This is a genomic window from Ideonella azotifigens (assembly GCF_021043325.1).
GTDB classification, from domain to species: domain Bacteria; phylum Pseudomonadota; class Gammaproteobacteria; order Burkholderiales; family Burkholderiaceae_C; genus Ideonella; species Ideonella azotifigens.
Map to the genome: position 1 here is coordinate 1 of NZ_JAJNKD010000030.1, position 21,862 is coordinate 21,862.

The 21,862-nt window shown below is 69.1% G+C and carries 21 protein-coding genes and 2 pseudogenes; 10 read left to right on the forward strand and 13 right to left on the reverse strand.

Features of this window, described 5'->3' with window-relative positions; translation table 11 throughout:
- The 3 genes from LRH25_RS31935 to LRH25_RS31945 form a co-directional block, all read left to right on the forward strand.
- Positions 1-1,865, forward strand: a 1,865-nt coding sequence (locus LRH25_RS31935; RefSeq protein WP_259374230.1) for a WD40 repeat domain-containing protein, incomplete at its 5' end; no start/stop codon positions are given.
- Between the two features lie 171 nt (positions 1,866-2,036).
- Complete coding sequence (locus LRH25_RS31940; RefSeq protein ID WP_141287295.1) at positions 2,037-2,519, forward strand: GreA/GreB family elongation factor; 483 nt, start codon at positions 2,037-2,039, stop codon at positions 2,517-2,519.
- Positions 2,520-2,865: 346 nt separating this feature from the next.
- The gene (locus tag LRH25_RS31945) at positions 2,866-3,246 is read left to right on the forward strand and encodes a tRNA pseudouridine(13) synthase TruD (protein ID WP_141287296.1); all 381 of its coding nucleotides are present in this window, start codon (positions 2,866-2,868) and stop codon (positions 3,244-3,246) included.
- Positions 3,247-3,332: 86 nt separating this feature from the next.
- On the opposite strand, the gene LRH25_RS31950 is transcribed toward LRH25_RS31945, so the two are convergent.
- The 5 genes from LRH25_RS31950 to LRH25_RS31970 all read right to left on the reverse strand — a co-directional run bounded on the left by LRH25_RS31950 (position 3,333) and on the right by LRH25_RS31970 (position 6,919).
- Positions 3,333-3,542: a hypothetical protein gene (locus tag LRH25_RS31950; protein WP_141287297.1), complete on the reverse strand. Its 210-nt coding sequence runs from the start codon at positions 3,540-3,542 to the stop codon at positions 3,333-3,335.
- Positions 3,539-3,997 carry a globin domain-containing protein gene (locus LRH25_RS31955; protein ID WP_141287298.1) on the reverse strand — a complete coding sequence of 153 codons (459 nt, stop codon included), beginning with the start codon at positions 3,995-3,997 and terminating at the stop codon, positions 3,539-3,541. The genes LRH25_RS31950 and LRH25_RS31955 overlap by 4 nt, the downstream gene beginning before the upstream one ends.
- A 47-nt stretch (positions 3,998-4,044) precedes the next feature.
- Positions 4,045-4,389 carry a hypothetical protein gene (locus LRH25_RS31960; RefSeq protein WP_141287299.1) on the reverse strand — a complete coding sequence of 115 codons (345 nt, stop codon included), beginning with the start codon at positions 4,387-4,389 and terminating at the stop codon, positions 4,045-4,047.
- Positions 4,390-4,545: 156 nt separating this feature from the next.
- A complete protein-coding gene (locus LRH25_RS31965) occupies positions 4,546-4,977 on the reverse strand; it encodes a globin domain-containing protein (RefSeq protein ID WP_141287300.1) in 432 nt (143 codons plus the stop codon).
- Between the two features lie 13 nt (positions 4,978-4,990).
- The gene (locus LRH25_RS31970) at positions 4,991-6,919 is read right to left on the reverse strand and encodes an AfsR/SARP family transcriptional regulator (RefSeq protein ID WP_141287301.1); all 1,929 of its coding nucleotides are present in this window, start codon (positions 6,917-6,919) and stop codon (positions 4,991-4,993) included.
- Positions 6,920-7,257: 338 nt separating this feature from the next.
- On the opposite strand from LRH25_RS31970, the gene LRH25_RS31975 reads away from it, so the two are divergent.
- Positions 7,258-7,944, forward strand: a complete 687-nt coding sequence (locus LRH25_RS31975; protein WP_141287302.1) for an alpha-ketoglutarate-dependent dioxygenase AlkB — start codon at positions 7,258-7,260, stop codon at positions 7,942-7,944.
- 55 nt (positions 7,945-7,999) lie between these two features.
- Here the strand turns inward: LRH25_RS31975 and LRH25_RS31980 are convergent, their stop codons facing one another.
- The 3 genes and pseudogenes from LRH25_RS31980 to LRH25_RS31990 form a co-directional block, all read right to left on the reverse strand.
- Positions 8,000-8,800, reverse strand: a complete 801-nt coding sequence (locus tag LRH25_RS31980) for a hypothetical protein (protein ID WP_141287303.1) — start codon at positions 8,798-8,800, stop codon at positions 8,000-8,002.
- A gap of 558 nt (positions 8,801-9,358) precedes the next feature.
- Positions 9,359-11,116 carry an arsenical pump-driving ATPase gene (arsA, locus tag LRH25_RS31985; protein WP_141287304.1) on the reverse strand — a complete coding sequence of 586 codons (1,758 nt, stop codon included), beginning with the start codon at positions 11,114-11,116 and terminating at the stop codon, positions 9,359-9,361.
- Positions 11,117-11,134: 18 nt separating this feature from the next.
- Positions 11,135-11,443 (reverse strand): annotated as a pseudogene (locus LRH25_RS31990) (hypothetical protein); the annotation flags it as partial.
- Positions 11,444-11,451: 8 nt separating this feature from the next.
- On the opposite strand from LRH25_RS31990, the pseudogene LRH25_RS31995 reads away from it, so the two are divergent.
- Positions 11,452-11,607: pseudogene (locus tag LRH25_RS31995) on the forward strand (LysR family transcriptional regulator); the annotation flags it as partial.
- Positions 11,608-11,617: 10 nt separating this feature from the next.
- On the opposite strand, the gene LRH25_RS32000 reads toward LRH25_RS31995, so the two are convergent.
- From LRH25_RS32000 to LRH25_RS32015, 4 genes are read right to left on the reverse strand one after another with little or no spacing between them, the layout of a single operon-like run.
- Complete coding sequence (locus LRH25_RS32000) at positions 11,618-12,034, reverse strand: hypothetical protein (protein WP_141287305.1); 417 nt, start codon at positions 12,032-12,034, stop codon at positions 11,618-11,620.
- The gene (locus LRH25_RS32005) at positions 12,031-13,545 is read right to left on the reverse strand and encodes a DUF3482 domain-containing protein (protein WP_231013234.1); all 1,515 of its coding nucleotides are present in this window, start codon (positions 13,543-13,545) and stop codon (positions 12,031-12,033) included. Before LRH25_RS32005 ends, LRH25_RS32000 begins: the two co-directional genes overlap by 4 nt.
- The gene (locus LRH25_RS32010) at positions 13,542-15,083 is read right to left on the reverse strand and encodes a DUF2868 domain-containing protein (protein WP_231013236.1); all 1,542 of its coding nucleotides are present in this window, start codon (positions 15,081-15,083) and stop codon (positions 13,542-13,544) included. The genes LRH25_RS32005 and LRH25_RS32010 overlap by 4 nt, the downstream gene beginning before the upstream one ends.
- Positions 15,084-15,091: 8 nt before the next feature.
- Positions 15,092-16,003 (reverse strand): LysR substrate-binding domain-containing protein, encoded by a 912-nt coding sequence (locus LRH25_RS32015; protein WP_231013238.1) that lies wholly within the window; start codon positions 16,001-16,003, stop codon positions 15,092-15,094.
- 179 nt (positions 16,004-16,182) lie between these two features.
- Here LRH25_RS32015 and LRH25_RS32020 point away from each other — a divergent pair, with 179 nt between their 5' ends.
- The 5 genes from LRH25_RS32020 (at position 16,183) to ylqF (ending at position 21,029) form a co-directional block, all read left to right on the forward strand.
- A complete protein-coding gene (locus LRH25_RS32020) occupies positions 16,183-17,115 on the forward strand; it encodes a dihydrodipicolinate synthase family protein (RefSeq protein WP_141291091.1) in 933 nt (310 codons plus the stop codon).
- 56 nt (positions 17,116-17,171) lie between these two features.
- On the forward strand, positions 17,172-18,140 hold the full coding sequence (locus LRH25_RS32025) for a Bug family tripartite tricarboxylate transporter substrate binding protein (RefSeq protein ID WP_141291092.1): 969 nt from the start codon (positions 17,172-17,174) through the stop codon (positions 18,138-18,140).
- Positions 18,130-18,828 (forward strand): SDR family NAD(P)-dependent oxidoreductase, encoded by a 699-nt coding sequence (locus LRH25_RS32030; RefSeq protein ID WP_231013240.1) that lies wholly within the window; start codon positions 18,130-18,132, stop codon positions 18,826-18,828. The genes LRH25_RS32025 and LRH25_RS32030 overlap by 11 nt, the downstream gene beginning before the upstream one ends.
- Before the next feature lie 28 nt (positions 18,829-18,856).
- The gene (locus LRH25_RS32035; protein ID WP_141291788.1) at positions 18,857-20,023 is read left to right on the forward strand and encodes a mandelate racemase/muconate lactonizing enzyme family protein; all 1,167 of its coding nucleotides are present in this window, start codon (positions 18,857-18,859) and stop codon (positions 20,021-20,023) included.
- A 76-nt stretch (positions 20,024-20,099) separates the two neighbouring features.
- Complete coding sequence (gene ylqF / locus LRH25_RS32040) at positions 20,100-21,029, forward strand: ribosome biogenesis GTPase YlqF (RefSeq protein ID WP_231013241.1); 930 nt, start codon at positions 20,100-20,102, stop codon at positions 21,027-21,029.
- Positions 21,030-21,059: 30 nt separating this feature from the next.
- Here the strand turns inward: ylqF and LRH25_RS32045 are convergent, their stop codons facing one another.
- On the reverse strand, positions 21,060-21,827 hold the full coding sequence (locus tag LRH25_RS32045; protein ID WP_141287980.1) for a hypothetical protein: 768 nt from the start codon (positions 21,825-21,827) through the stop codon (positions 21,060-21,062).
- Positions 21,828-21,862 lie beyond the last annotated feature (35 nt).

The following is a 21,862-nucleotide window of genomic DNA, read 5'->3' on the forward strand; positions in this document are numbered from 1 at the left end:
GCGTGCTGCAAGGCCACGAAAGCTTGGTTCTGAGCGTCGCGTTCAGCCCCGATGGCCGCTGGCTGGCCAGCGCGGGGGATGACGGCAGCGTGCGGCTGTGGGACGTGGCCAGCGGCCAGGCGCTGCGCGTGCTGCAAGGCCACGATGGCGGAGTTCAGAGCGTCGCATTCAGCCCCGATGGCCGCTGGCTGGCCAGCGCGGGGGATGACGGCAGCGTGCGGCTGTGGGACGCGGCCCGCGGCCAAGCGCTGCGCCTGCTGCAAGGCCACGATGGCGGAGTTCAGAGCGTCGCATTCAGCCCCGATGGCCGCTGGCTGGCCAGCGCAGGGGGGGACGGCGGCGTACGGCTGTGGGACGCGGCTAGCGGCCAGGCGCTGTGCGTGCTGCAAGGACACGAAGGCGAGGTTCAGAGCGTCGCATTCAGCCCCGATGGCCGCTGGCTGGCCAGCGCAGGGAGTGACGGTAGCGTGCACCTGTGGGACGCGACCAGCGGCGAGGCGCTGCGCGTGCTGCAAGGCCAGGCAGGCTGGGTTCCGAGCGTTGCATTCAGCCCCGATGGCCGCTGGCTGGCAAGCGCGGGGAAAGACGGCAGCGTGCGTCTGTGGGACGCGGCCAGCGGGCAGGTGTTGCGCGTGCTGCAAGGCTACGAAGGCTGGGTTCAGAGCGTCGCGTTCAGCCCCGATGGCCGCTGGCTGGCCAGTGCGGGGAGTGACAGCAGCGTGCGGCTGTGGGACGCGGCCAGCGGGCAGGTGTTGCGCGTGTTGCAAGGCCACGAAGACGGGGTTCAGAGCGTTGCGTTCAGTCCCGACGGCCGCTGGCTGGCCAGCGCGGGGGGGGGCGGCAGCGTGTGGCTGTGGGACGCGGCCAGCGGCGAGGCGCTGCGCGTGCTGCAAGGCCACGAAGGCAGGGTTCAGAGCGTTGCGTTCAGTCCCGATGGCCGCAGGCTGGCCAGCGCGGGGAGTGACGGTAGCGTGCACCTGTGGGACGCGACCAGCGGCGAGGCGCTGCGTGTGTTGCAAGGCCACGAAGGCTGGGTTTGGAGCGTCGCGTTCAGCCCCGATGGCCGCTGGCTGGCCAGCGCTGGGTTCGACGGCGGCGTAAGGCTGTGGGACGCGGCCAGCGGCCAGGTGCTGCGGGTTCTGCAAGGCCAACTAAGCTGGTTTCAGAGCGTCGCGTTCAGCCCCGATGGCCGCTGGCTGGCCAGCGCGGGGGATGATCGCAGCGTGCGGCTGTGGGATGCGGCCAGCGGCGAGGCGCTGCGCGTGTTGCAAGGCCACGAAGACGGGGTTCGGAGCGTCGCGTTCAGCGCCGATGGCCGCAGGCTGACCAGCGCGGGGGATGACGGCAGCGTGCGGCTGTGGGACGCGGCCAGCGGCCAGGCACTGCGCGTGTTGCAAGGCCACGAAGGCCGGGTTTGGAGCGTCGCGTTCAGCCCCGATGGCCGTTGGCTGGCCAGTGCGGGGGATGACGGCAGCGTGCGCCTGTGGTCGGCACAAGGGCGCGAACTGCTGCGCCTGCGCGGCGGCGAGCGCCAGGGCATGTTGAAGTCCCAGCCTGCAACGGACGTCCCCGCCCCGGACAACTGGGTCACGCTGGACTTCCGCCAAGACCCGCGCGGCCGTTGGATGGGCCAGGGCCCCATCGTCGACATGGTGCGCTACATCGATGGCGACGAGCCCTTGCAGCCCTGGCCTTGGGTGCCCCGCTACTGGCGGGCCAGCGATCTGCCGGAATTGCGGGTGGACGCGCCACCGATGGATGACCCGACCGAACTTGCGCCACCGCGGCGCAAAGCCCCGGCCAAGACGACGGCGGCCAAGAAAGCGCCCGCCAAGAAGTCCAGCCGCAGCAAACCAGCGGCCTGAGACTTTGGTTCTAGTGGTCCACGAAGCGTTGCTGGCCCGAGGCTGGGAAGCACGGGTGTGCTTCCTTTGCCATGAAATCGATTGACGGCGGTCTCATGCAATTGCCCTGCTGGTGGATCCCTTCACAATTGAGCCCCGACTCCCGCTTGTTCGAGATGCCTACCTCTCATCATGGATAAATTCTTGCTGCAGCAGCAGGTGCTGGAACGTCTCGCCGAGGATCTGCTGCAGGCCGAACAGGCAGCGCGGGCGGCCCATGAATCGGCAACTCACGAGGAAAACATCGCCGAAAACAAGTACGACACATTGGGTCTCGAAGCCGCATACCTGGCCACCGGCCAAGCGCGTCGCGCCGAAGCCATCCGCCAGGCGATGGTCAACTGGCGCCAATTCCGCCCGCGCCCCTACGACGCCAGCAAAGGCATACAGCTCGGCGCGCTGGTCCTCCTGGTCGATTCCGACGACAAGCAGCAACAGCTCTTTCTCGGCCCGGATGGGGGCAGCATGAAGTTGGTCAGCGGCGCTCAGCTCGTTCAGGTCATCAGCAGCGAAGCCCCGTTGAGCAGGGCCATGCTGGGTAAATGCGAGGGCGATGAGGTGTCGATACAGGTCGCTCCAATCCGACAGCGGTTTGAGGTGCTGCGGGTTCATTGAGCCTCAAGCAAGTTCACGCCGAATACCGGGTTGGCTTCTGCCATGGCTGCATCCGACGACGTGGACCGGACGCTGACCGAGCCCGGACTCCCGCGCGTTGTCGTTGCCGCCCGGAAGCCACCTGTAGGAGCGCGCAACGGTTCCCATGCGAGGCCGCATCTGTGGACGCCTCGTCAAGGCATGCGGGCAGGGAGTGAATCACTGGCTGCGCTGTGCTGCGTGACTTGACCGGTGACCGCGACGCCTTGGAGAACGGTCTCAAGGCCGTTGCATCACATGGCGTGCCCAACTACTTGGCGCTCAGCGTTTCGGCTTCGAGGGCGGCAAGGTCGAGCAGGGACGGGCCATGCTGGCGCTGCGCATTCAGCAGGGACTCTGGGGCAAGACCCTGCCCGGCGACGTGATGGACGAGGCGGGCGGGCCCACCGGGTCGCTCTGGGGACGGGGCCGCGTGAGCACCACCGATCAGGCGCAGGCCCTGGAGAACGGCGTGGCCGAACGTCACGCCAGCTTGTGCGACGGCATGGAACACGCCGGTCTGGATCAGGCGCGCCGCGCGCTGGTGGCCGGGCCGGTGGACATTTCATGGGAATGGCCGCAAGCCGGTCAACTGGTGCTCACGTTCTCTTTGCCTGCAGGCAACTACGCCACGTCCGTTCTGAACGAAATCCTCCGCACCACGGAGCCTGATCGGCACACGGAGAACGAGCCTGCGGCTGTCGAATGACGGTGTCCTCACCGCGGGTGAAGGGTTGCTCGATGGGCGGCGGATCGGTGCGCGCGGTCGGCGACCACCGCATCGCCACGCCAGCATCACAACATCCAAAATTCGAGGGGCAGATTTTTTGAATCGGCGCGGGAGGAGGCCTGCGAGGCTGGCGGCACCGAGACTGTCTGCGCAATGGCGGGTCTCTGGTGCCACACCAGGACGGCGAGCGCGATCAAGAGGGCCAGCACGGCAACGCGGCCGAAGACGAGACGAGACACAGGACGACGCGTCGCAACGATAGACGAGACCTTCATGACGCCTCCACCTGCTGCCGGGAGTGATCGCGCAGGCGTTCAGCTGCTGCGCCGCTCATCATTTCGTTGGCGAGCATGCTGTAGACCGAGGTCCACGCCGCGCGCACGTCCTCGGTGAAGGCGCAGGCCAGTCCGTCGTGGAGCGTTTGAAACAGTGCTTCGGCCACCACCGGGTAGTGCGAGTCTTGCACCCCATAGCCGAGATGGCGAGCGCCAAGGCTGCGCAGCACCGGCATCAGCTGCTCGGGTTGGTCCAGAAGGGTCAGGGCGGCGCCGATCATGCTCATCAGCCGCTGGCCCTGCACCGTCATGTCACCGCCGAACATCGGCGCGAGCGATGGGTCGAGCCGCAGGAGATGGCGGTAGAACTGCGAAGCGACCTCGGGCTGGCTCGGCGCGACGAGCGCCCAGCTGGTGCGGACGAGCTCGATGGTGGAGGTGTCGAGAGTGGTCATGGATCGATTCCGGGTGGTGTCGGTGCGGGTGTTGGGCGCGGATCGCTTCAACGCTGCTGCATGGCGAGGATGGTCGGAGAGTCGACGACGATCCACGCGGTGGTGGCCGGAGGTTGCACGATGAACGTGTTCGGATCGGTGTGCGGCAGTTGACCTGCGCGATACGTCGCCAGCGCCGGATGCTCGAAATTGGCATGCGCCGCCTGCCCAGCCGCGCCACGGGCGGGGTGCCCGGGCATGAAGGTCGACGGGTCGAACTCGGCATCGGCGGCCCGCGCCTTCGTGGCCGCCGGGTGATGGCCGAAATCGGTGGCGCGGGCCGGCGCGACAAAGGTCGAGAGCGCTGCTGCAGCGACAAACGAGGCAACGATGGGGGTGCGGAAGGAGGTCATGGACGGTGGTCTTTCAGGAGGGGTGTCGGATCGGTTCAGTGGCTGCTTTTGCGCAGTGCACGAATGATCCGGCGACCGGCCTGGACAGCCGCTAACCGATGACTAACAGGCGTCCCCTTCTTTTAGGGGGCGCTTCCAGCGTTCAGCGTTCAGCGTTCAGCGGGCAGCGGCAGCGGCAGCGGCAGCGCCGCGATCCACTTGCATCGCTGAGGACAGCTGCGCGTACGCCTCGCGCCAGGCGGCCCGCGTCGACGTCGTGAAAGCCTTGCCAACGCTCGCCTGCAGCGTCCACATCAGGGCTGCGCCGACCGCCTCGTAATGCGCCGGCGTCGCCGCGAAGCCCGCGTGGCTGCGCCGCAGAGGGCCCGCCACTGTTTCGAGGGCGCCGTTCTCTCCGAGCGACGCCACCAAGGCGTTCAAGGTGTCGAACAACTTTGCGGCTTGCTGCGACAGATCGGCCTTGAACAGGGGTCGCAGCGACGGATCCAGCTCGAAAAGCCGCTCATAGAACATCTGTGCGGCGGTTTCGCGCAGCGGGAAGACCTGCTGCCAGCTGAGGCGGACCAGTTCGATCTGTTGCGGGCTCATCGTGGCTCCGGTGTCAGGCTTGCGGGATGCTTGCGAGCAGGGCCAGCGTTTCGCGGGAAGGCGGCACCCCGAGTACGTTGGCAAGCAGCTCGCGGCAGCGCTGGAAGCTGCGCATCGCCGCTGCCGGCTGGTCGAGTGCGAGGTGGCTGCGCATCAGGCCGCGATAGAAGGGCTCCACCAGTGGATCCTCGGTGGCACCGTGCCCGTAGAGTGCGATCGCGGCGATCCAGGCCGCCTGCTCCTCCAGGTGGCCGCCGTACGCCGTGATCGCGTTCGCGAAGCGCGTCGCCAGGCGCTCTCGCGCGAGAACGGCCCAGCCTTCCACGCTGGTGCTGCCAAACAGACGCAGGTCCCGACGCAGTCTGAGTCGCCGCGCCGCCGCGCTCAGCTCGGCCTCCGCGCCGGGCGCCTCGGGCAGCGCGGTCAACGCATCGCAGTCGCGTTCGAATGCCGTGACGTCGCACCAGACCAGGGCCGGGTCTAGCCACAGCCGTCCTTCGGCAAGCGTCAACGCCCCGTCGACCTGCAGCAGCTTGCGCAGGCGCATCAGCGTCATGTCGAACGATGCCTTCGGCGCCTCCGCTTCCAGGTCGGGCCACAGCAGGTCGATCAGCTCGCCGGTGGGCAGGCCCCGCTCGCGGCTGGTGGCGCCGTGGGCGATCAGCGCTCGAAGCAACTCCATCGGTTTGCGCTGACCTTTGCCTTCCGCGCTGAGCGGCACGCCGTCGCGCTGGACCTCAAAGCGTCCGAGGGCGTACAGGCGCAGCCGCCACGGCCAGGTTTCGGGTGCGTTCGCCGGCGGCGCCAACCCGCATTTCCGGATGACGCTGGTGACGAACTCGACCTCGATCCGCTGCTCCAGCGCCTGCATGCAGATGCGGGCCTTGAACGCCGGGTGGCCGTCGAAACTGTCGTAGAACTGGCGCTCGCGCAGACCGGACCAGACCGACGCCATCATCTCGCGCCCCCGCGGATCGCCGCGGTCCAGCGCCTCGGATGCCAGCATCGCCGCGATCATCTCGCGAACTTCCTGGGCGAAGCCAGGGGGCAGCAGCGGAATCGCCTCTTCCATCTGGCGCCGCGCGCCGATGCCGTCGTTCAGCAGCAGTCGCACGCTGGCCTCGTTGACGATGTAGGCACCCAGCATCGGCCCTGGGCATTGCAGCTCGACTGCGAGTTTGCGGGCGCGGACGGCGCGGAACAGCGCGTCGTCGACCTGGCCCTTGATGAGTGCGACGCGCATCCGCGTCACATCGAGCAGCATCAGTTCACGCAGGCTGCCAGGATCGACCAGCGTCTCGGCTTCGGCCAGTGCACGTTCCGCGCGCCGCAGGTCACCGCCGTTCAGGCTGTGGCCGACCTCGTCGAAGGCCAGCGTGAACCGCACGTCGCGAAGCCCGTGGCGTTCGGCCAGCGCGCGTGCCGACTCGGTGGCGGCAGCCTCCTGCAACGGGTCTTTTGCATAGCCAGCGCAGCTCCGCCAGCGCAGCAGCCACTGGCCGTGCCGGTGCGGCTGGAGTGTGGTGTCCGTCAGGTGGGGAAGCACGAGTGCATTGACACGCAGTCCCAGTTCGCGCAGTTCGCGCGGCTCGACGAAGTACAGCAGGATGCGGGCCGCCGCCAGCCGCAGGTTCACGTCCAGGCCGCCGGGTTGCTCCAGCAACGCCAGCAACCGTGCCACGTTGGCGTCGGTATCCGGGTCGTCGAGATCGACATACAGCTGGCCGATCAGCAGCGCCGTGCGGACCAGCAGTTCATCGTCGGGTGCCGGCAGCGCCAGTGCGGGCTGCTTGAGCGCCGCAACGTGCTTCAGCATCTCCGCCATGTCCCTGAAATTGCCCACCGTGTGGCTGGTCAGCACCAATGCAGCGGCGCTTGTCAGCACGCCGCGCTCGTCGTGCAGTTCGAGCGATCGCGCATGCGCCTCACGCAACAGCGTCATCGCGCCTGCGTGCCCCGCGTGCGAAAGCGCCAGACCTTTGCAGAGTGGATCCATCACGGGATTGAGTGCCGCACGCTCAAGCGATGCTCTTGCCGAGACACAAGGGTGGAATGTCGACGTCGTTGTCGGTCTGGCGTCTGCATGGCACGGGGCGCCGGTCGGCTTGAGCGATGACACGCCGACTGTGCCACCAAAGAGGAGACCCATGATCCATAAAGTTGCGGAGAGTCAACTCACCATCATCCCCCGGACGTTCACGTCGCCTGCGCGCTGGATGAATCGGGTGTCGCCGAAGAGGGCGGGTTGGTGCGCGCGGCTGGTGCCACACTGGCAGGCCCATGCCACAGCACCTTGACGACGCACCTTTGCTGCCCGGCTTCGAGCCCGCGCCGCTGCCGGCCGGCTTCCACTTCCTGCCGGGCCATTTCGATGCTGCCGAGCAGGCCGCTCTGCTGGCCGAACTGCGCCAGCTGCTCGCCGAGGCGCCGCTGTTCCAGCAAGCCATGCCACGCAGCGGCGCGCCGCTCAGCGTGCGCATGAGCGGCGCCGGCACCTGGGGCTGGGTGACGGACAAGGTCGGTGGCTACCGCTACCAGCGCACGCATCCGGTGACGGGTCATGCGTGGCCGGCGATTCCCGAGCGGCTGCTGCGGCTGTGGGCCGAGGCGACCGGCGAGGCGCGGCCGCCGAACCAGTGCCTGATCAATTACTACGACGCCAAGGCCAGGCTGGGCTTGCACCAGGACAAGGACGCGGTGAGCCTCGGCGGGCCGGTGGTGTCGGTTTCGCTGGGCGACGATGCGCGGTTTGCGGTGGGCGGGCTGGCGCGCAATGCGCCGCTGCAGCGCCTGGACCTGCACAGCGGCGACGTGGTCTGGTTTGGCGGCGCTGGCCGGCTGCTGTTCCACGGCGTGGACCGAATCCGCTTCGGCAGCTCGGCGCTGCTGGCCGAAGGCGGGCGGCTGAACGTGACGCTGCGGCGCATTGAAGGCGTGCCAAGACCTGACGGCACCTTGCCGGGGTGAAGTCCGCCTGCGCCGCCGGGCATGGCTCAGGCCTGCATTCGGCGGCGCAGCGTGCTCATGCGCGACGGCCCGGCGAGTTTCTGTGGGTGCGCTGCGGCGTGGGCATCATGGGCAGGAACAGCAACTCGCCGGGCCGGCTGGGCACCGGCTTGGCCGTGCCGAGCGTGGCAGGGCCGCGGGTGGCAGAGCCGGCATTGGCGCGGCTGGCGCCGATCAGCTTGTTGTAGACCGACTCTGCGTAGTCGATGTACTCGATGTTCTCCTTCTCGGAGAAGCCCATCTTGTAGAGCTGGTCCTCGTAGGCGAGCAGGAATGTGTTCAGGTCCAGCGAGGCCACGTCGATGCTGGCCTTGGAGGCGTAGACCGCCATGCAGCTCTGGATCTGGGAGGTGATGCCCTCTGCCTCCACAAGGCGCCGCCAGGCCATGATGTCGTAGCGCACCAGTGCGCGGGACTGGACCGTGATGTAGTAGCTGTGCATTTCCTGCTGCGTGGCCTGGCCTGCCCCCAGGATCGCCGTGAGCCCGGTGGTGACCAGGTCCGCGATGCCGCTGATGATTTGCTCGGAGCCGCCCGAGACGAATTTCTTGATCGCACCGGAAACCTCGGTCGCAATTTTGCCGGCGTCGTCCTTCACGTACGCTCGATACTCGGAATGCGAGGCCATCACCATGGTGATGGGCGCCGTCCTGTTTTCCTGGGTGCCGGCCGTGAGGTAGCTTCGGAAAACATCGTTCTCGAATTCGAGCGCCTTGTTTTCGGCCAGTTCGCTCAGCAGATTCAACGACAAGGTCAGCTGTGTGGTCTTATTCGGGGTGGGGTCCAGCGCCTTGATGGCGTCAGCAAGAACAGACATGGGGATTCCTTTCCAGTTGAATCCAATGGATGAAAATCGGGCATGGTTCGATTTCAAGTCATCGAAGAACCAAGGCCGAAGCAGGGAAGAAGAGCAGGAAGGTCAGTCTCGATGGGCGCGCCCGCGCTCATGCGGCGGTTGGCTGGCAGGTCGAATGGTGCGGGATCCCAACGAGTCTGGTCTGAAATGGCCGATACAGCATGGCCCGGCGCTGGCGGCAGGTCCCGAACCCGTCAGTGCTTTGCAGGGTTTTGGACGAGAACTTCTCCGTCAGTGCCGATATTCTGCGGCGGTGGGGGAGGGGTGCAGCAACCTCTGAATTGAGGATGTACCTGTTTCTACCTCGGCCAACGTGGAAATGCGCAAAGGTACAGGCCGGTCGCTTCCCCTGAGTTTTGCCGGGCAGTTGCTTTTGGGCGTCGTTGCTCGCAACCAGCAAAGAAAAAGCCGCCGGAAAAAATCACGGTGGCTTGGGTATATTTCACCGTGGATTCGACGCTGCGGTTTGTCGGGGCATGGCCTCGCGACGGGTCGACGGCGCGCTACCGGACGGGCAGCTCAGCCCTCTGCGAGCTTTGCCAACTCGGCCTGGCCGACAGGCGGGGTTGCCAGCCACGGGATCGCGAACAGCCGCTTGGCCAACCCGCCGGCGACCCTGTCCAGCTGCACCTGTTCTCCCACCATGCGTGCCTGCAGCAAGGGGTCCTGCGTGCCGGAGGCCAGGATGCTGCGGTTCACCACCCATGCGAAGGGCTCCACGCCCGCGCGCCGCAGGTCGTCCTGAAGCGCGGCCGCCTGGGACACCGGGGTCACCTCCGGCAGGGTCACCAGGATCACCTGGGTCCAGTCGGGATCCTGCAGCCGTGTGAGCGGCGTGGAGACATGGCCGGCGTTGCGCCCTTCGAACTGCCGCAAGGCTTCGCGGTGGTAAGCGCCGGTGGCATCCATCAGCAGCAGCGAGTGCCCGGTGGGAGCCGTGTCCAGCACGACGAATTCGCTGCGCGCCTGGCTGACGACGCGTGCGAAGGCGTGGAACACGGCGACTTCCTCGGTGCAGGGCGATTGCAGGTCCTCCAGCAGCAAGGCCTGTTCACCAGCATTCAGCCTGGGTGACTTCGCTGCCATGACCTTGTCGATGTAGCGCTGGGTCTCCGTCTTGGGGTCGATGCGGTCCACGCTCAGTCCGGGCACTTCAGCCATGAGCGTGGCCGCCAGATGGGCCGCCGGATCGGTGGTGTTCAGGTGCACGGTCTTGCCCCGTTTGATCAGGCCCAGCGCCAGCGCGGCGGCCACCGTGGTCTTGCCGACCCCTCCCTTGCCCATCACCATGATCAGGCCGTGGCTGCCCGCCGCAAGCTCGTCTGCCAGCTGGTCCAGGCCCGGCAGCGGCGCCGCGCGTGTGGTCGTGGGGCCTGGCGCGTTCGGGCCTGTTGGCGCCAGCTCGCCCGTCAGCAGTGCGCGCAGGGCTTGCAGGCTCACGGTGTCGAAGGCGCGCAGCGGCACGCGGTCCTGCGGCAAGGCGCGCAAGGATGCCGGCATGCTGTCCAATGCCTGCTGGCCGGCGCCCTCAATCGCCAGGGCCACGGCGTCCTGCCGGTTCTGCGCGTGAAAGACACCGTTGATCGCCAGCCGCTGGTTTTGCAAACCCAGCAGCTGCAACTCCTCGGCCGTGCGCGCTGCTTCGGCCACGGCGCCCCTCTCGGCGCGGGTGACCAGCACCACGGTGGTCCGGCTGGCGTCCCGCAGCGTGGCCAGCGCCGCCTGGAAGCGGGTTTCCTGCATCTTCAGGCCCGAGTGAGGACCCAGGCAGGAAGCGCCCCGGTCGTTGCCGGCGAGAAAGCCGCTCCATGCCTGAGGCAGGCTCAGTAGGCGCAGCGTGTGGCCGGTGGGCGCGGTGTCGAACACCACGTGATCGAAGTCGGCTCCGTCGCCAGCCAGCAGGGCCGCGAACTCGTCGAACGCGGCGATCTCGGTGGTGCAGGCGCCCGAGAGCTGCTCACGCACGGTGGCCTGCTCGGCCGCTGTCGCGCCGTCGCCCATCTGGCCGAGCACCCGCGCGCGATAGGACTCGGCGGCGTTGGTCGGATCGATGTTCAGCACCGACAGCCCTGGCGCGCCAGGCACCGCCACCGGTGTGTTGCGCAACGCGATGCCCAGCATCTCGTCCAGGTTCGAGGCCGCATCGGTGCTGACCAGCAGGACGCGTTTGCCGCTGTCGGCCAGCGCCAATGCGGTGGCGGTGGACAGGGAAGTCTTCCCCACGCCGCCCTTGCCGGTGAAAAAGAGGTACCGGGTTGGGCTCTTCAGAAGTTCCATCGGCTGACCTCAGGTGATGAAGGCCAGACTGTGCACGCCGCCGTGTGGCCTGGCTTGACGCCGGTCAAGCCGATGGGGCGGCATCCACTGAATGCCCTGGCTGCCGGCCAGCGCGGCGGCCAGGTCGCCCAGGATGTCGGCATGCAGGTTGGTCGCGACGAGGGTGTCCAGTGTGGCCGGGCGGTTGGCCACGCGCGCGGTGGCGGCGTACTGGTCGAAGCCCCGGCAGATCTTCAGGCGCAGGCCCCACAGCGTGACGTGGTCGGGGATGTGCGGGTCGCCGGCCGAGCCGAACAGGATCGCGTCCTTGTCGCGCAGCGCTTCCAGCACCTGCCGGCCGCCTGGTGCACGTGCTGCCGCAGTGCCTGACGCCCGACGCCGACATCCACGCCGTCTACCCGCAGCGCCATCAACTGGCCGCGCGGGTGCGCGCCTTCGTGGATTTCCTGGCGCTGGCGCTGTCGCAGCAGGCGGCGTCAGGCAAGGCGTAGCGCGCCTGTCCTACCGCTTTCGCCTGGCTCGCGCGCGAACCTTCACAGCGGTCCCGACCAGCACCAAGGTGAGCGCACCGTTGAGCAACAGCGAAGCCAAGTCGTGGTGCTGGTTCGAGATCGGCAGCAGGCCTGGCAGGAAGAAGGCGACGCATCCCAATGCCAGGAACAGCATGGCTGCAGCCGTGAAAGCCAGCCACAGCGGAAGCCGCGTCTGATGCCTCAGCCACGCCAGGGCAAGGCCCAGGTAGGCCAGCAGCGGCATGAAGCCGGCGAACATGCCCACCGTCGGGCCGCCGTGCGCGAACGCGACTTGCGGCAGCACGGCCAGCAGCACCGCCACAAGCTTCATGGGCTGGCCCGATCCGGCAGGCGCTGCCTTGGCGCCGTGCACCTGGCGCAGGCCATGCGGGACGGCGGCTTTCATCCGAGCACGCTGTCACCACGCGCCGCAAGGCCCGCGGCGTCGAAACGGTCCTCCGCTGCGCCATGCAACTGCTGCAACCGCTTCAGCGCCACCGGCAGCTCAGTAGCCGCGGACTCGCCGCGCAGCGTGGGCCAGACGGCCTTCAGCGCTTCGGCCTGTGGCGCTGCTGCGGCCTGTGCCGCAGGCAGCCAATGGGCCGGCATCGCGCCTTCCGCGTAAGGCCCGCGGCCGCGGCCGAAGTGGGTCACGGCGCGGTGGCGCAGCATGCCGGCGACGAAGAGCTCCTGCAGCGCGTCGTCCGAGAGACGAACGCGGGCGGGCTGGCCGTTCTGGCCGGTGTAGAGGTTGAAGCCGTGGGCCAGGCCGGCGCCGCCGAGTGCGCCAACCACGGCGCCGATCAGCGCCCCGGCGCCCAGCGTCAGGCCGCCTGCGGCCAGGTCGGCACCCAGGCCGGTGGCGGCGCCGCTGAGCACGCCGCCCCAAAGCCCCAGCTTTTTGCCATCGACCGGCCGCTCCTGCCGCATCAGGCGTTCGCGCACCTGGGCGACCAGCGCCGCGGCGACCGACGTGGCGCTGGTCTCGCCCTTGCGGGTGGGCAGACCGGCGAGGCTGTGCAGCGCGAGCAGTTCGCTGGTGTTGGCCTGGACCAGGGCTTCGACCTTCAGCAGCAGGCGCTGCAGCGCTTCTTCGCCGGCATCGTTCTGGCGGTTTGCGCCTCTGCCGACGGCGCGGGCCAGGCCGTCGCGCCAGCTGCTTGACGGCGTTGCGGCCAGCGGTTCGGCGAGCTGGGCCAGATCTGTGAGCAATGTGCTGAGCTGGTGCTGGCCGGCATCGCGGCGCTGGTCGCTGCGGGCCTGCCAGACGGCGGCAAGGCGCTGCAGTGCCGGCGCCTGGGCCGGCAGCGCGGCGGGCAGGGCTTGCAGCAGCGCGGCTTCGTCGGCCGGGCTGCGGCAGAAGGCGTCCAGCGGCAGCACGGCGTGCACGCAGGCACAGTCGGCCAGCGCGGCCTGCCAGCGCTGCAACTCGGCGGCGTCATGGCCTTGCGGTCCTGCGGGGCCCAGCTGGTTCAGCAACACCAGCGTGGGCTTGTCCAGCCAGCGCAGCAAGGCGAGCTCGGGCTGCAGGTGGGCACTGTCCTGCGGCAGTTCGGCGGCGTTGACGATGTACAGCAGCGCGTCGGCCTGGCCGGCCAGCGTTTGCAGTGCCTGCTCGGTCGGGCCATTGGGCGGAGCCTGCAGTCGGTCCGAGACTTCGCGCTGCAACCAGCGGCGCCAGCCGGTTTGCGACAGGCGCTGCAGCAGCGCGGCGGCGTCGGCCAGTCCGGGCGTGTCCAGCAGGGCCAGCGTGTCGCCCGCGTCGCTGCGCAGCCATTCGTGGCGCTCGGTGGTGGTGGTCACGTGGCCGCGGTCCAGCACCTCGCCCACGTCGCGCTGCAGCAGCGTGCGGGCCAGCGTGGTCTTGCCGACGTTGGTGTGGCCGACCAGGGCCAGCGTGAGGTGTGCAGCGCTCAAGGCCTGGCTTCCGGGGCGGTGGCGGCGGGCCACAGCGGGCTGTCGAACACGCCGGCGGCGACGGGCTGCAGGCAGATCAGCTCGCAGCGCAGTTCGTGGCGCTGGCAGAACTCGCGCCACAGGTGCTCGCGCTCGCGCAGGCGCTGGGCGCCGGCCTGCGCGCCCAGGCGCTCGACGTAGGCGCTGGCCTCCAGCAGCACGCGGGCCTGCGGGTCCAGCCGCTGCAGCGCGGCCAGCAGCGCGCCGTGCGGCGTGGGCTCGGGCGTGGTCGCCAGGCTGCACAGCAGCACGCAGGCCTGGCCGGGTTGGCTGGCGACGGCGGCCAGCGGCGCAAGCGCCTGTCGCGGCGGCAGGGCCAGGTCGGCCCCTGGCAGCAGGCTCAGCGTGCTGCCCTGGCCGAAGCGGGCCTCGGCCCAGGCCGGCAGCGCGGTGGCGAGTGCGGGCGAAGGGCTGAGGCTGCAGGGCAGGCAAGCGACCTGCACCGCACGGCCGCCGCTCAGGCCCAGGCCTTCGGCGGTCAGCAGCTGGGTGAAATACGGCGCGTGCAGGTCCAGCTTCACGCGTCGCTCGCGGTGGCGGCGCTGCGCGTGGGCGAGGGCGGCCAGCAGCAGCCGCGGCAGTACCACGAAGGCCAGCAGCAGCGCAGCGTACAGGTGCACCCAGTGCGCCCCTTGCGCAACGGACGGCGGCGTGGTGGCGTCAAAGCGCAGCGCAGCGACCTGATCGACCGTGGGCGGCGCCCAGCCGGTCAGCCAGCCGAAAGGCCACTGCAGCGCGGCCAGCAGCGCGCGCACCTCTTCGGCACCGAGGAAGGTGGACTCCCAGCCCACGCGGTATTCGAGGAACAGCCCGCCGACGTAGAGCGAGACGATCAGGCCCAGCGCCAGCATCGCCGCGCAGGTGTGCAGCAGCGCCGCCAGGCGCGCGGCCAGCGCCGGGCCGCTGAGCTGCAGCCATTCGGCCTGGTGGCGCAGCCAGGCGTTCAGCAGCAACGGCGGCAGGCCGCGAGAACCCCGCATGGGCTGCGGCGCCAGCCAGCGGCCCAGGCGCTGCAGCCTCGGCGAGGTGGGCGGCTTTGGCTTGCCGGTGCGCGCGACGGCCAGCACCGCACGGCCGGCCAGCAGCAGGTACACGAACAGGTTGATTGCCAGCACCAGCAAGGCCGGCGCGAAGACCAGGTTGACATGATGCGGGTCGGCCACGTGCTGCGCGAACAGGCCCAGCGCCAGCGCGGCCAGCGGCAGGCCGCCGCCCAGCAGCAGGCCCAGGCCGGGTGGCTGCAGCAGCAGCGCGAGCCGCGGCTGGCGCACCAGCAGGTCGCCCAACAGGCGCTGCGCGCGGGCCAGCACAAAGGCCTGCTCGCGCGCGCTGCCGCGGGCCGGTTGCCGGGCCTTCACGGCGTCGTGTGCCCAGTCGGCTCGCTCCCGGGCATGGCGGCTGGCGTCGCGGCGCTGGTCTTCGCTTAGCAGCGCACCGGCGCTGTCGGTCTCCTCGATGGCCTTGACCAGCAGGACGGTGTGGGCGTCGGTGGCGCGCATCGGGGTCTTCAACCGGCGCTGGCCGCCACTGCGCGCCAGAAGGCTTCGCCGGCGCGCGGCAGCGGCTGTGCGCGGCGGTACAGGCGAATCTCCACCTCGATGCGCCAGCGCTCGCCGCCGGCCTGCACCAGGCGGCCGTCCGCCAGCTCGTCGGCCATCAGGCTGTGCGGCAGGAAGGCCACGCCGCGGCCGTCCAGCGCCATGGTCTTGAGCACGGTGGCGAGGTGGGCCGTCATCGCGGGCTGGGCGTGGGCGGCGGCCAGGTCGGCCGCGCGCAGCGTGTGCACCAGTCGGCCGATGCCGGATTCGGCGCTGTAGTCCAGCAGCGGCACGGCGGGGAGCTGGGCGCCGTCGAGCGTGTGGCGAGGGCGGCCACCGTGGGCGGGTGCGGACACGGGCAGCAGCGCGTCGCGCCCCACCACCGCATGCAGGTGCTGGGAAGGCTCCAGCCGGCTGGGCACCTGTTCGTGCGCGTGGCACAGCAGGAACTGCACGCGGCCTTGCTGCATCTGCGCCTCGCATTGCTGCATCACGTCGCTGATCAGCTGCACCGGACGCGGGCCGCCGTCGATGCGGGCCTCCAGCGCGCGCAGCCAGCCGGGCAGGAAGCTGAACGACAGCGCGTGGGTGGCCGCGATGCGCAGTGTGGCGGCGCTCGCGTCGGCCACGCCGCGGGCCTGGTCGGGCAGGCCCTGCACCCGCGTCATCAGGTCCTGCGCGACGCTGCGGAACCACTCGCCGGTCTCGGTCAGCGTCGCGGGCTGGGTGCTGCGGTCGAACAGCACCACGCCCAGCCATTCCTCCAGCGCCCGCACCCGGCGGCTGAAGGCCGGCTGGGTCATGTGGCGTTCTTCGGCCGCGCGCGAGAAATTGCCGCTGGCGGACAGGGCCAGGAAGTCTTCCAGCCAGAGGAAGTTCATGCCGGCCTCGCGGGGCGACACCAAGCTGCCGCTGCGCCCCTCGGACAGGGGGATCGACGTGAGCGAAGGGACTTCATGGGCAGTGCTTTGGGAGCATCGAAGAAGGCTGAAGCAGCATTGGCAAGCCGCTTCGGCCTCACGCAAGATGGGCAGCGATTATTCAACAGGAGACACGCCCCATGGCCACCATTGCGAACTACCGCGGCATCATTCCCGCGATCGCCTGCCCCTTCACCAGCGATCACCGCATCGACGAACCCGCACTGCGCAAGCACGCGTCCTGGCTGGCCGGCCAGCCCGGTGTGGTGGCGGTGATGACCAACGGCCACACCGGGGAGGTGTTCTCCCTGCTGCCGCGCGAGCGTGCCGAGGTCACGCGCATTGTCGCCAGCGAGCTGCAGGGGCGCCTGCCGGTGATCTCGTCCATCGTCTGCGAAGGCATTCGCGATGCGACGGAGCAGGCCGCCATGGCCCGCGAGGCCGGCGCCAAGGCGCTGGACGTGATGCCGCCGCACCACTGGCTGCGTTTTGGCTTCCGGCCGGACCATGTGATGCAGTACTTCGAGGCCATTGCCTCGGTGGGCCTGGACCTGGTGGCCCATGTCTACCCTGCCTGGACCCGTGCCTCGTACAGCACGGCCACCATGGCCGAGCTGGCGAAGCTGCCCAGCGTGGCCGCCTTCAAGGTGGGCCAGCGCGACATGAACAAGTACGCCGCCGACATTGCCGCGATCCGCCAGGCAGACCCGAGCAAGGTCATCCTGACCTGCCACGACGAGTACCTGCTGGCCTCCATGGTGCAGGGCGTGGACGGCGCGCTGGTGGGTTTCGCCACCTTCATCCCGGGCCTCATCCACGAATTGTGGGAAGCCGTGAAGGCCGGCGACCTGAAGAAGGCCCAGGCGGCGCAGGCCTTGATCACGCCGCTCAAGGATGCCGTGTACGGCGGCGGCGAGCCCACCGGCGAGGCCCATGCCCGCATGAAGATGGGCATGTACCTGGCAGGCGTGCTGGACGCGCCCACCGTGCGCCCGCCCACCGAGATGCCCACCGATGCGGAAGTGGCGGCGCTGCGCGCGGCGCTGGCCAACGCGGGGCTGCTGCAGCGCTGAGTGCGGCAGCGCCGGGTGCGCCAGAGATCTCAGACAAAAAATCAGGAGACAACACGATGCAACGCCAACAATTCATCCGCGGGATGGCCGCGGCAGCGCTGGCCTGCGTGGCCGGCACGGCTTCGGCCCAGGCCTGGCCGGCCAAGCCGATCACGATGATCATTCCGTTCCCGCCCGGTGGCACGCTGGACGTGGTGGGGCGCATGCTGGCCCAGAAGCTCGGGCAGCAGCTGGGCCAGACGGTGATCGTTGACAACCGCCCTGGCGGCGCCGGCACGCTGGGCGCGGGCATGGTGGCGCGTGCGCCGGCCGATGGCTACACGCTGCTGTTCACCGCGTCCACCTTCACCACCACCCCGATGACGCAGAAGACCCCCGTCTACGACGTGGTGAAGGACTTCACGCCGCTGGCGCTGGTGGCCAAGGCGCCGCTGGCGGTCTCGGTCAACAAGCACTTGCCCTTCAACGACATCAAGGGCCTGCTGGCCTACGGCAAGCAGAATCCCGGCAAGCTGACCTTTGCGATTGGCTCCACCGGTTCGGCGGGCCATCTCAGCACCGAGCTGCTGCGGCGTGCGGGCCAGATGGAATACCTGATCGTGCCGTACAAGGGCTCGGCGCCGGCCTACCAGGACTTGATCGGCGGCCAGATCGACGCCTTCATCGATCCCATTCTGGGCTCGGTGCCGTTTGCCAAGGCGGGCCAGCTGAAGGTGCTGGCGGTGACCTCCAAGAACCGGCTGGCCAGCCAGCCCGAGCTGCCCACCGTGGGCGAAACGGTGCCGGGCTACGAGTTCTACAGCTGGTACGGCCTGTGGGGCCCGGCCGGCCTGCCCAAGGACATGGCCACGCGGCTCAATGCCGAGGTCAACAAGGCCCTCACGGCCGGCGAGATGCCCGAGCGGCTGCCGGCGCAGGGCCTGCTGTTGACGCCAGGCTCCATCGAGGACTTTGCGCACTTCCAGCACGAGGACATGCTGCTGTCCCAGCGCATCATCACCGAGGGGAAGATCCGTGCCGAATGACACCCCGCTCGCGGTGCTCACCGGCAGCAGCTCGGGCATCGGCCTGGCCATCGGCAGGGCGCTGCTGGAAGCGGGCTGGACGGTGGCCGGGCTGGACCTCGCGCCGCCCGTGCTGTCGCACCCGCGCTTTCGGTCCGTGAGCGTGGACCTGAGCGACGCCGCGGCCACCGACGCTGCAGCAGCAAGCCTGACCGGCGCCGCCGCGCTGGTGCACGCGGCCGGTGTGCTGCGCGTGGGCCCGCTGGGCAGGCTGCAGGCAGACGACGCCGCGCTGATGTGGCAGCTGCATGTGGGGGCCGCCGAGCGGCTGGCCAATGCCTTGCTGCCGGCCATGGCCGAGGCCGGCCGTGGCCGCGTCGTGCTGGTGGGCAGCCGCGTGGCGCAAGGCAAGGCCGGGCGCAGCCAGTACGCGGCCACCAAGGCGGCGCTCACCGGGCTGGCGCGCAGCTGGGCCGCCGAGGTGGTGGCACGAGGCGTCACCGTCAACGTGGTCTCGCCTGCGGCCACGCAGACCGCGATGACCCAGGACCCGGCCCGCCAGGCTGCGCCGCCGGTGCTGCCGCCCATCGGCCGGCTGATCCAGCCCGACGAGATTGCCGCACTGGTGCTGTTCCTGCTGTCGCCCGCCGCCGCCGCCATCACCGGCCAGGACATTGCCATCTGCGGCGGGGCCTCGCTGCCCCGCTGAACCGTTTGAAACAAGGACTGAAAACGCCATGAAGATCATCGACATCCGCGAAGAAACCAAGCCCATCAAGTCGAACATCCGCAACGCCTACATCGACTTCTCGAAGATGACGCTGAGCCTGGTGGCCGTGGTCACCGATGTCATCCGCGATGGCAAGCCAGTCATTGGCTACGGCTTCAACAGCAATGGCCGCTACGGCCAGGGTGCGCTGATCCGCGAGCGCTTTCGCCCACGCTTGCTGGAGGCCGAGCCCGCGAGCCTGCTCGACGTTACGGGCGAGAACCTGGACCCGCACAAGGTCTGGGCCACGATGATGAGCAACGAAAAGCCAGGTGGCCACGGCGAGCGTTCGGTGGCCGTGGGCACCATCGACATGGCCGTGTGGGACGCCGTGGCCAAGATCGAAGGCAAGCCGCTCTACCAGCTGCTGGCCGAGCGCCATGGCAACGGCCAGGCCAACCGCAAGGTGTTCGTCTACGCAGCCGGCGGCTACTACTGGCCCGGCCAGGGCCTGGAAGGGCTGAAGCGCGAGATGCAAAGCTACCTGGACCGCGGCTATTCGGTGGTCAAGAAGAAGATTGGCGGCGCCTCGCTCAAGGAAGACATGGCGCGCATCGAGACCGTGCTCACGCTGCTGGGCCCAGGCCAGCAACTGGCGGTGGATGCCAACGGCCGCTTCGACATCAAGACCGCCGTCGAGTACGCCAAGGCGCTGTCGCAGTACGACCTGTTCTGGTACGAGGAAGCCGGGGACCCGCTGGACTACGCGCTGCAGGCGGAACTGGCCCAGCACTACGCCAAGCCCATGGCCACCGGCGAGAACCTGTTTTCGATGCAGGACGCGCGCAACCTCATCCGCTACGGCGGCATGCGGCCCGACCGCGACTGGCTGCAGTTCGACTGCGCGCTGAGCTACGGCTGCGTCGAATACCTGCGCACGCTGGACATGCTCAAGGAGAACGGCTGGTCGCCCGCGCGCTGCGTGCCGCACGGCGGGCACCAGATGTCGCTGGCGATCGCCGCCGGCCTGGGCCTGGGCGGCAACGAAAGCTACCCCGACCTGTTCCAGCCCTACGGCGGCTTCCCCGACGGCGTGAAGGTGGACAACGGCTACGTCACGCTGCCCGAGCTGCCCGGCATCGGCTTCGAAGGCAAGGCCGATCTGTACGCGGAGATGAAGGCGTTGGCCGGCTGATGGCTGACAACTGGGACAATGGGTGTTGCCGGCCGCGAGCGCGGGCCGGTCCCGTTTCTGTTCCAAGGTTCTCCCCATGTCCGTCAACTGGTTCCCCGGCCACATGCATGCCACGCGCAAGGCCATCATCGAGCGCATGAAGCTGGGGGTGGACGTGGTGATCGAGCTGCTGGATGCGCGGCTGCCCGGCTCCAGCGAGAACCCGCTGCTGGCCGAGCTGACTGGGGCCAAGCCGGCGCTGAAGGTGCTGAACAAGCAGGACATGGCCGACCCCGCGCGCACGGTGGCCTGGCTGGACCACTTCAACGCCAGGCCCGAGACCCGCGCCATCGGGCTGGACGCCAGCGAGGCCGCGCCGGCCGCGCGCCTGGCCGCCGCCTGCCGCGAGCTGGCACCGAACCGCGGCGGCATGGCCAAGCCGCTGCGGGTGCTGATCTGCGGCGTGCCCAACGTCGGCAAGAGCACGCTGATCAACACGCTGGTCGGCAAGAAGGCCACCAAGACCGGCGACGAGGCCGGCATCACGAAAAACGAGCAGCGCATCTCGCTGGCCAGCGATGCCTACCTCTACGACACGCCCGGCATGCTGTGGCCCAAGATCCTGGTGCCCAAGAGTGGCTACCACCTGGCAGCGGCCGGCTCGGTCGGCCGCAATGCCTACGACGAGGAAGAAGTGGCGCTGGAACTGATCGAGACGCTGCAGCCGGACTACGCGCCGCTGCTCGAAGCGCGCTACCGGCTGCAGGACGTCGCCAGCATGCTGTCCGAGGACGTGCTGGCCGGCATTGGCCGTGCGCGCGGTGCAGTGCAGAGCGGCGGCAAGGTCAGCATGCAGAAGGCCTCCGAAGCCCTGCTGAACGACTACCGCTCGGCTGCGCTGGGCCGGGTGACGCTGGAGACGCCGGAAGGTTTTGCCGCCTGGCGTGCCGAGGCCGAGGCCGCCCAGGCCGAGAAGGCGCAGAAGAAGGCGGCCCGCGCCGGCACGCGGCGGCCGGACGGGCGCTGAAGCCCGGCGCCCTTCTTTCTGCGCGCTGCGTCAGCGGTAGGAGTGTCCGGAGACGCCGGTGATGTTGGCGTTGGGCGTCTCGGAGCGCACGCGCACGCGGGCGTAGTCGGCGGTGGCAGAGGCGCCGCTGGCACCTTCGCCGGCGAAGGACTTGGCCTTGGTCTTGAGCATCGCATCGATGTCGAAGTAGCTGCCGGCCGGCACCTGGAATGTGCGCTTGAGCCTCAGCGGTTCGACCGAGGCGTCGGTGTTGTTGATGCTGGCGTCGGCCTTGTGCTTGTCGTTGGCCACGGTGACCAGCAGGCGGGCGACCACCGCGTCGGGTGTCAGCGAGGGGTCGATGACGTTCGAGTAGGCGTTCGTGTCCACCGTGACGGTGTACTTCATCATGGTGCCGGCGGGCACGCCCGGTGCGCTGGCCAGGATCCGGTCGCGCGAGTGAACCTCGGCGATGCACTTGGCGTACAGCGAGAAGTCGTAGCTGCCATGGGCCGGGTAGCTGGCGCTGCTGCTGGCCGTGATCCAGCCGAGGCTGCCACCGGCCTGGCAACTGGCATGCGTGCCGTTGATGGCGTCGCCGATGGAGGTGGAGTAGTCGTTGCCGAGGCCGGCAGTGGTGGCGCTGTCGCTGTAGTCGAAGGCTTCGACGGGCTGGTTGTCGAAGTCCAGCGTCCAGGCAATGGCATGGGTGCGGGTGGACAGGCCCACGTCCTGGGCCCAGCCCGGGCTGGTCAGTGCAGCCAGCGCCAACAGGGCCAGGGTTTTGCGCAACGGTGCTGCGGGGAGGTACTTCGTCATCTGGAACTCGCTTGGTATGGGTGGGGAGCGGCGAC

Excerpts from the sequence above, each read along its gene's own strand:
- LRH25_RS31940 (WP_141287295.1), top strand. The coding sequence starts at position 2,037 with ATGGATAAATTCTTGCTGCAGCAGCAGGTGCTGGAACGTCTCGCCGAG.
- LRH25_RS31945 (WP_141287296.1), top strand. The coding sequence starts at position 2,866 with ATGCTGGCGCTGCGCATTCAGCAGGGACTCTGGGGCAAGACCCTGCCC.
- LRH25_RS31950 (WP_141287297.1), bottom strand. The coding sequence starts at position 3,542 with ATGAAGGTCTCGTCTATCGTTGCGACGCGTCGTCCTGTGTCTCGTCTC.
- LRH25_RS31955 (WP_141287298.1), bottom strand. The coding sequence starts at position 3,997 with ATGACCACTCTCGACACCTCCACCATCGAGCTCGTCCGCACCAGCTGG.
- LRH25_RS31960 (WP_141287299.1), bottom strand. The coding sequence starts at position 4,389 with ATGACCTCCTTCCGCACCCCCATCGTTGCCTCGTTTGTCGCTGCAGCA.
- LRH25_RS31965 (WP_141287300.1), bottom strand. The coding sequence starts at position 4,977 with ATGAGCCCGCAACAGATCGAACTGGTCCGCCTCAGCTGGCAGCAGGTC.
- LRH25_RS31970 (WP_141287301.1), bottom strand. The coding sequence starts at position 6,919 with ATGACGCTGTTGCGTGAGGCGCATGCGCGATCGCTCGAACTGCACGAC.
- LRH25_RS31975 (WP_141287302.1), top strand. The coding sequence starts at position 7,258 with ATGCCACAGCACCTTGACGACGCACCTTTGCTGCCCGGCTTCGAGCCC.
- LRH25_RS31980 (WP_141287303.1), bottom strand. The coding sequence starts at position 8,800 with ATGTCTGTTCTTGCTGACGCCATCAAGGCGCTGGACCCCACCCCGAAT.
- arsA (WP_141287304.1), bottom strand. The coding sequence starts at position 11,116 with ATGGAACTTCTGAAGAGCCCAACCCGGTACCTCTTTTTCACCGGCAAG.
- LRH25_RS32000 (WP_141287305.1), bottom strand. The coding sequence starts at position 12,034 with ATGAAAGCCGCCGTCCCGCATGGCCTGCGCCAGGTGCACGGCGCCAAG.
- LRH25_RS32010 (WP_231013236.1), bottom strand. The coding sequence starts at position 15,083 with ATGCGCGCCACCGACGCCCACACCGTCCTGCTGGTCAAGGCCATCGAG.
- LRH25_RS32015 (WP_231013238.1), bottom strand. The coding sequence starts at position 16,003 with ATGAACTTCCTCTGGCTGGAAGACTTCCTGGCCCTGTCCGCCAGCGGC.
- LRH25_RS32020 (WP_141291091.1), top strand. The coding sequence starts at position 16,183 with ATGGCCACCATTGCGAACTACCGCGGCATCATTCCCGCGATCGCCTGC.
- LRH25_RS32025 (WP_141291092.1), top strand. The coding sequence starts at position 17,172 with ATGCAACGCCAACAATTCATCCGCGGGATGGCCGCGGCAGCGCTGGCC.
- LRH25_RS32035 (WP_141291788.1), top strand. The coding sequence starts at position 18,857 with ATGAAGATCATCGACATCCGCGAAGAAACCAAGCCCATCAAGTCGAAC.
- ylqF (WP_231013241.1), top strand. The coding sequence starts at position 20,100 with ATGTCCGTCAACTGGTTCCCCGGCCACATGCATGCCACGCGCAAGGCC.
- LRH25_RS32045 (WP_141287980.1), bottom strand. The coding sequence starts at position 21,827 with ATGACGAAGTACCTCCCCGCAGCACCGTTGCGCAAAACCCTGGCCCTG.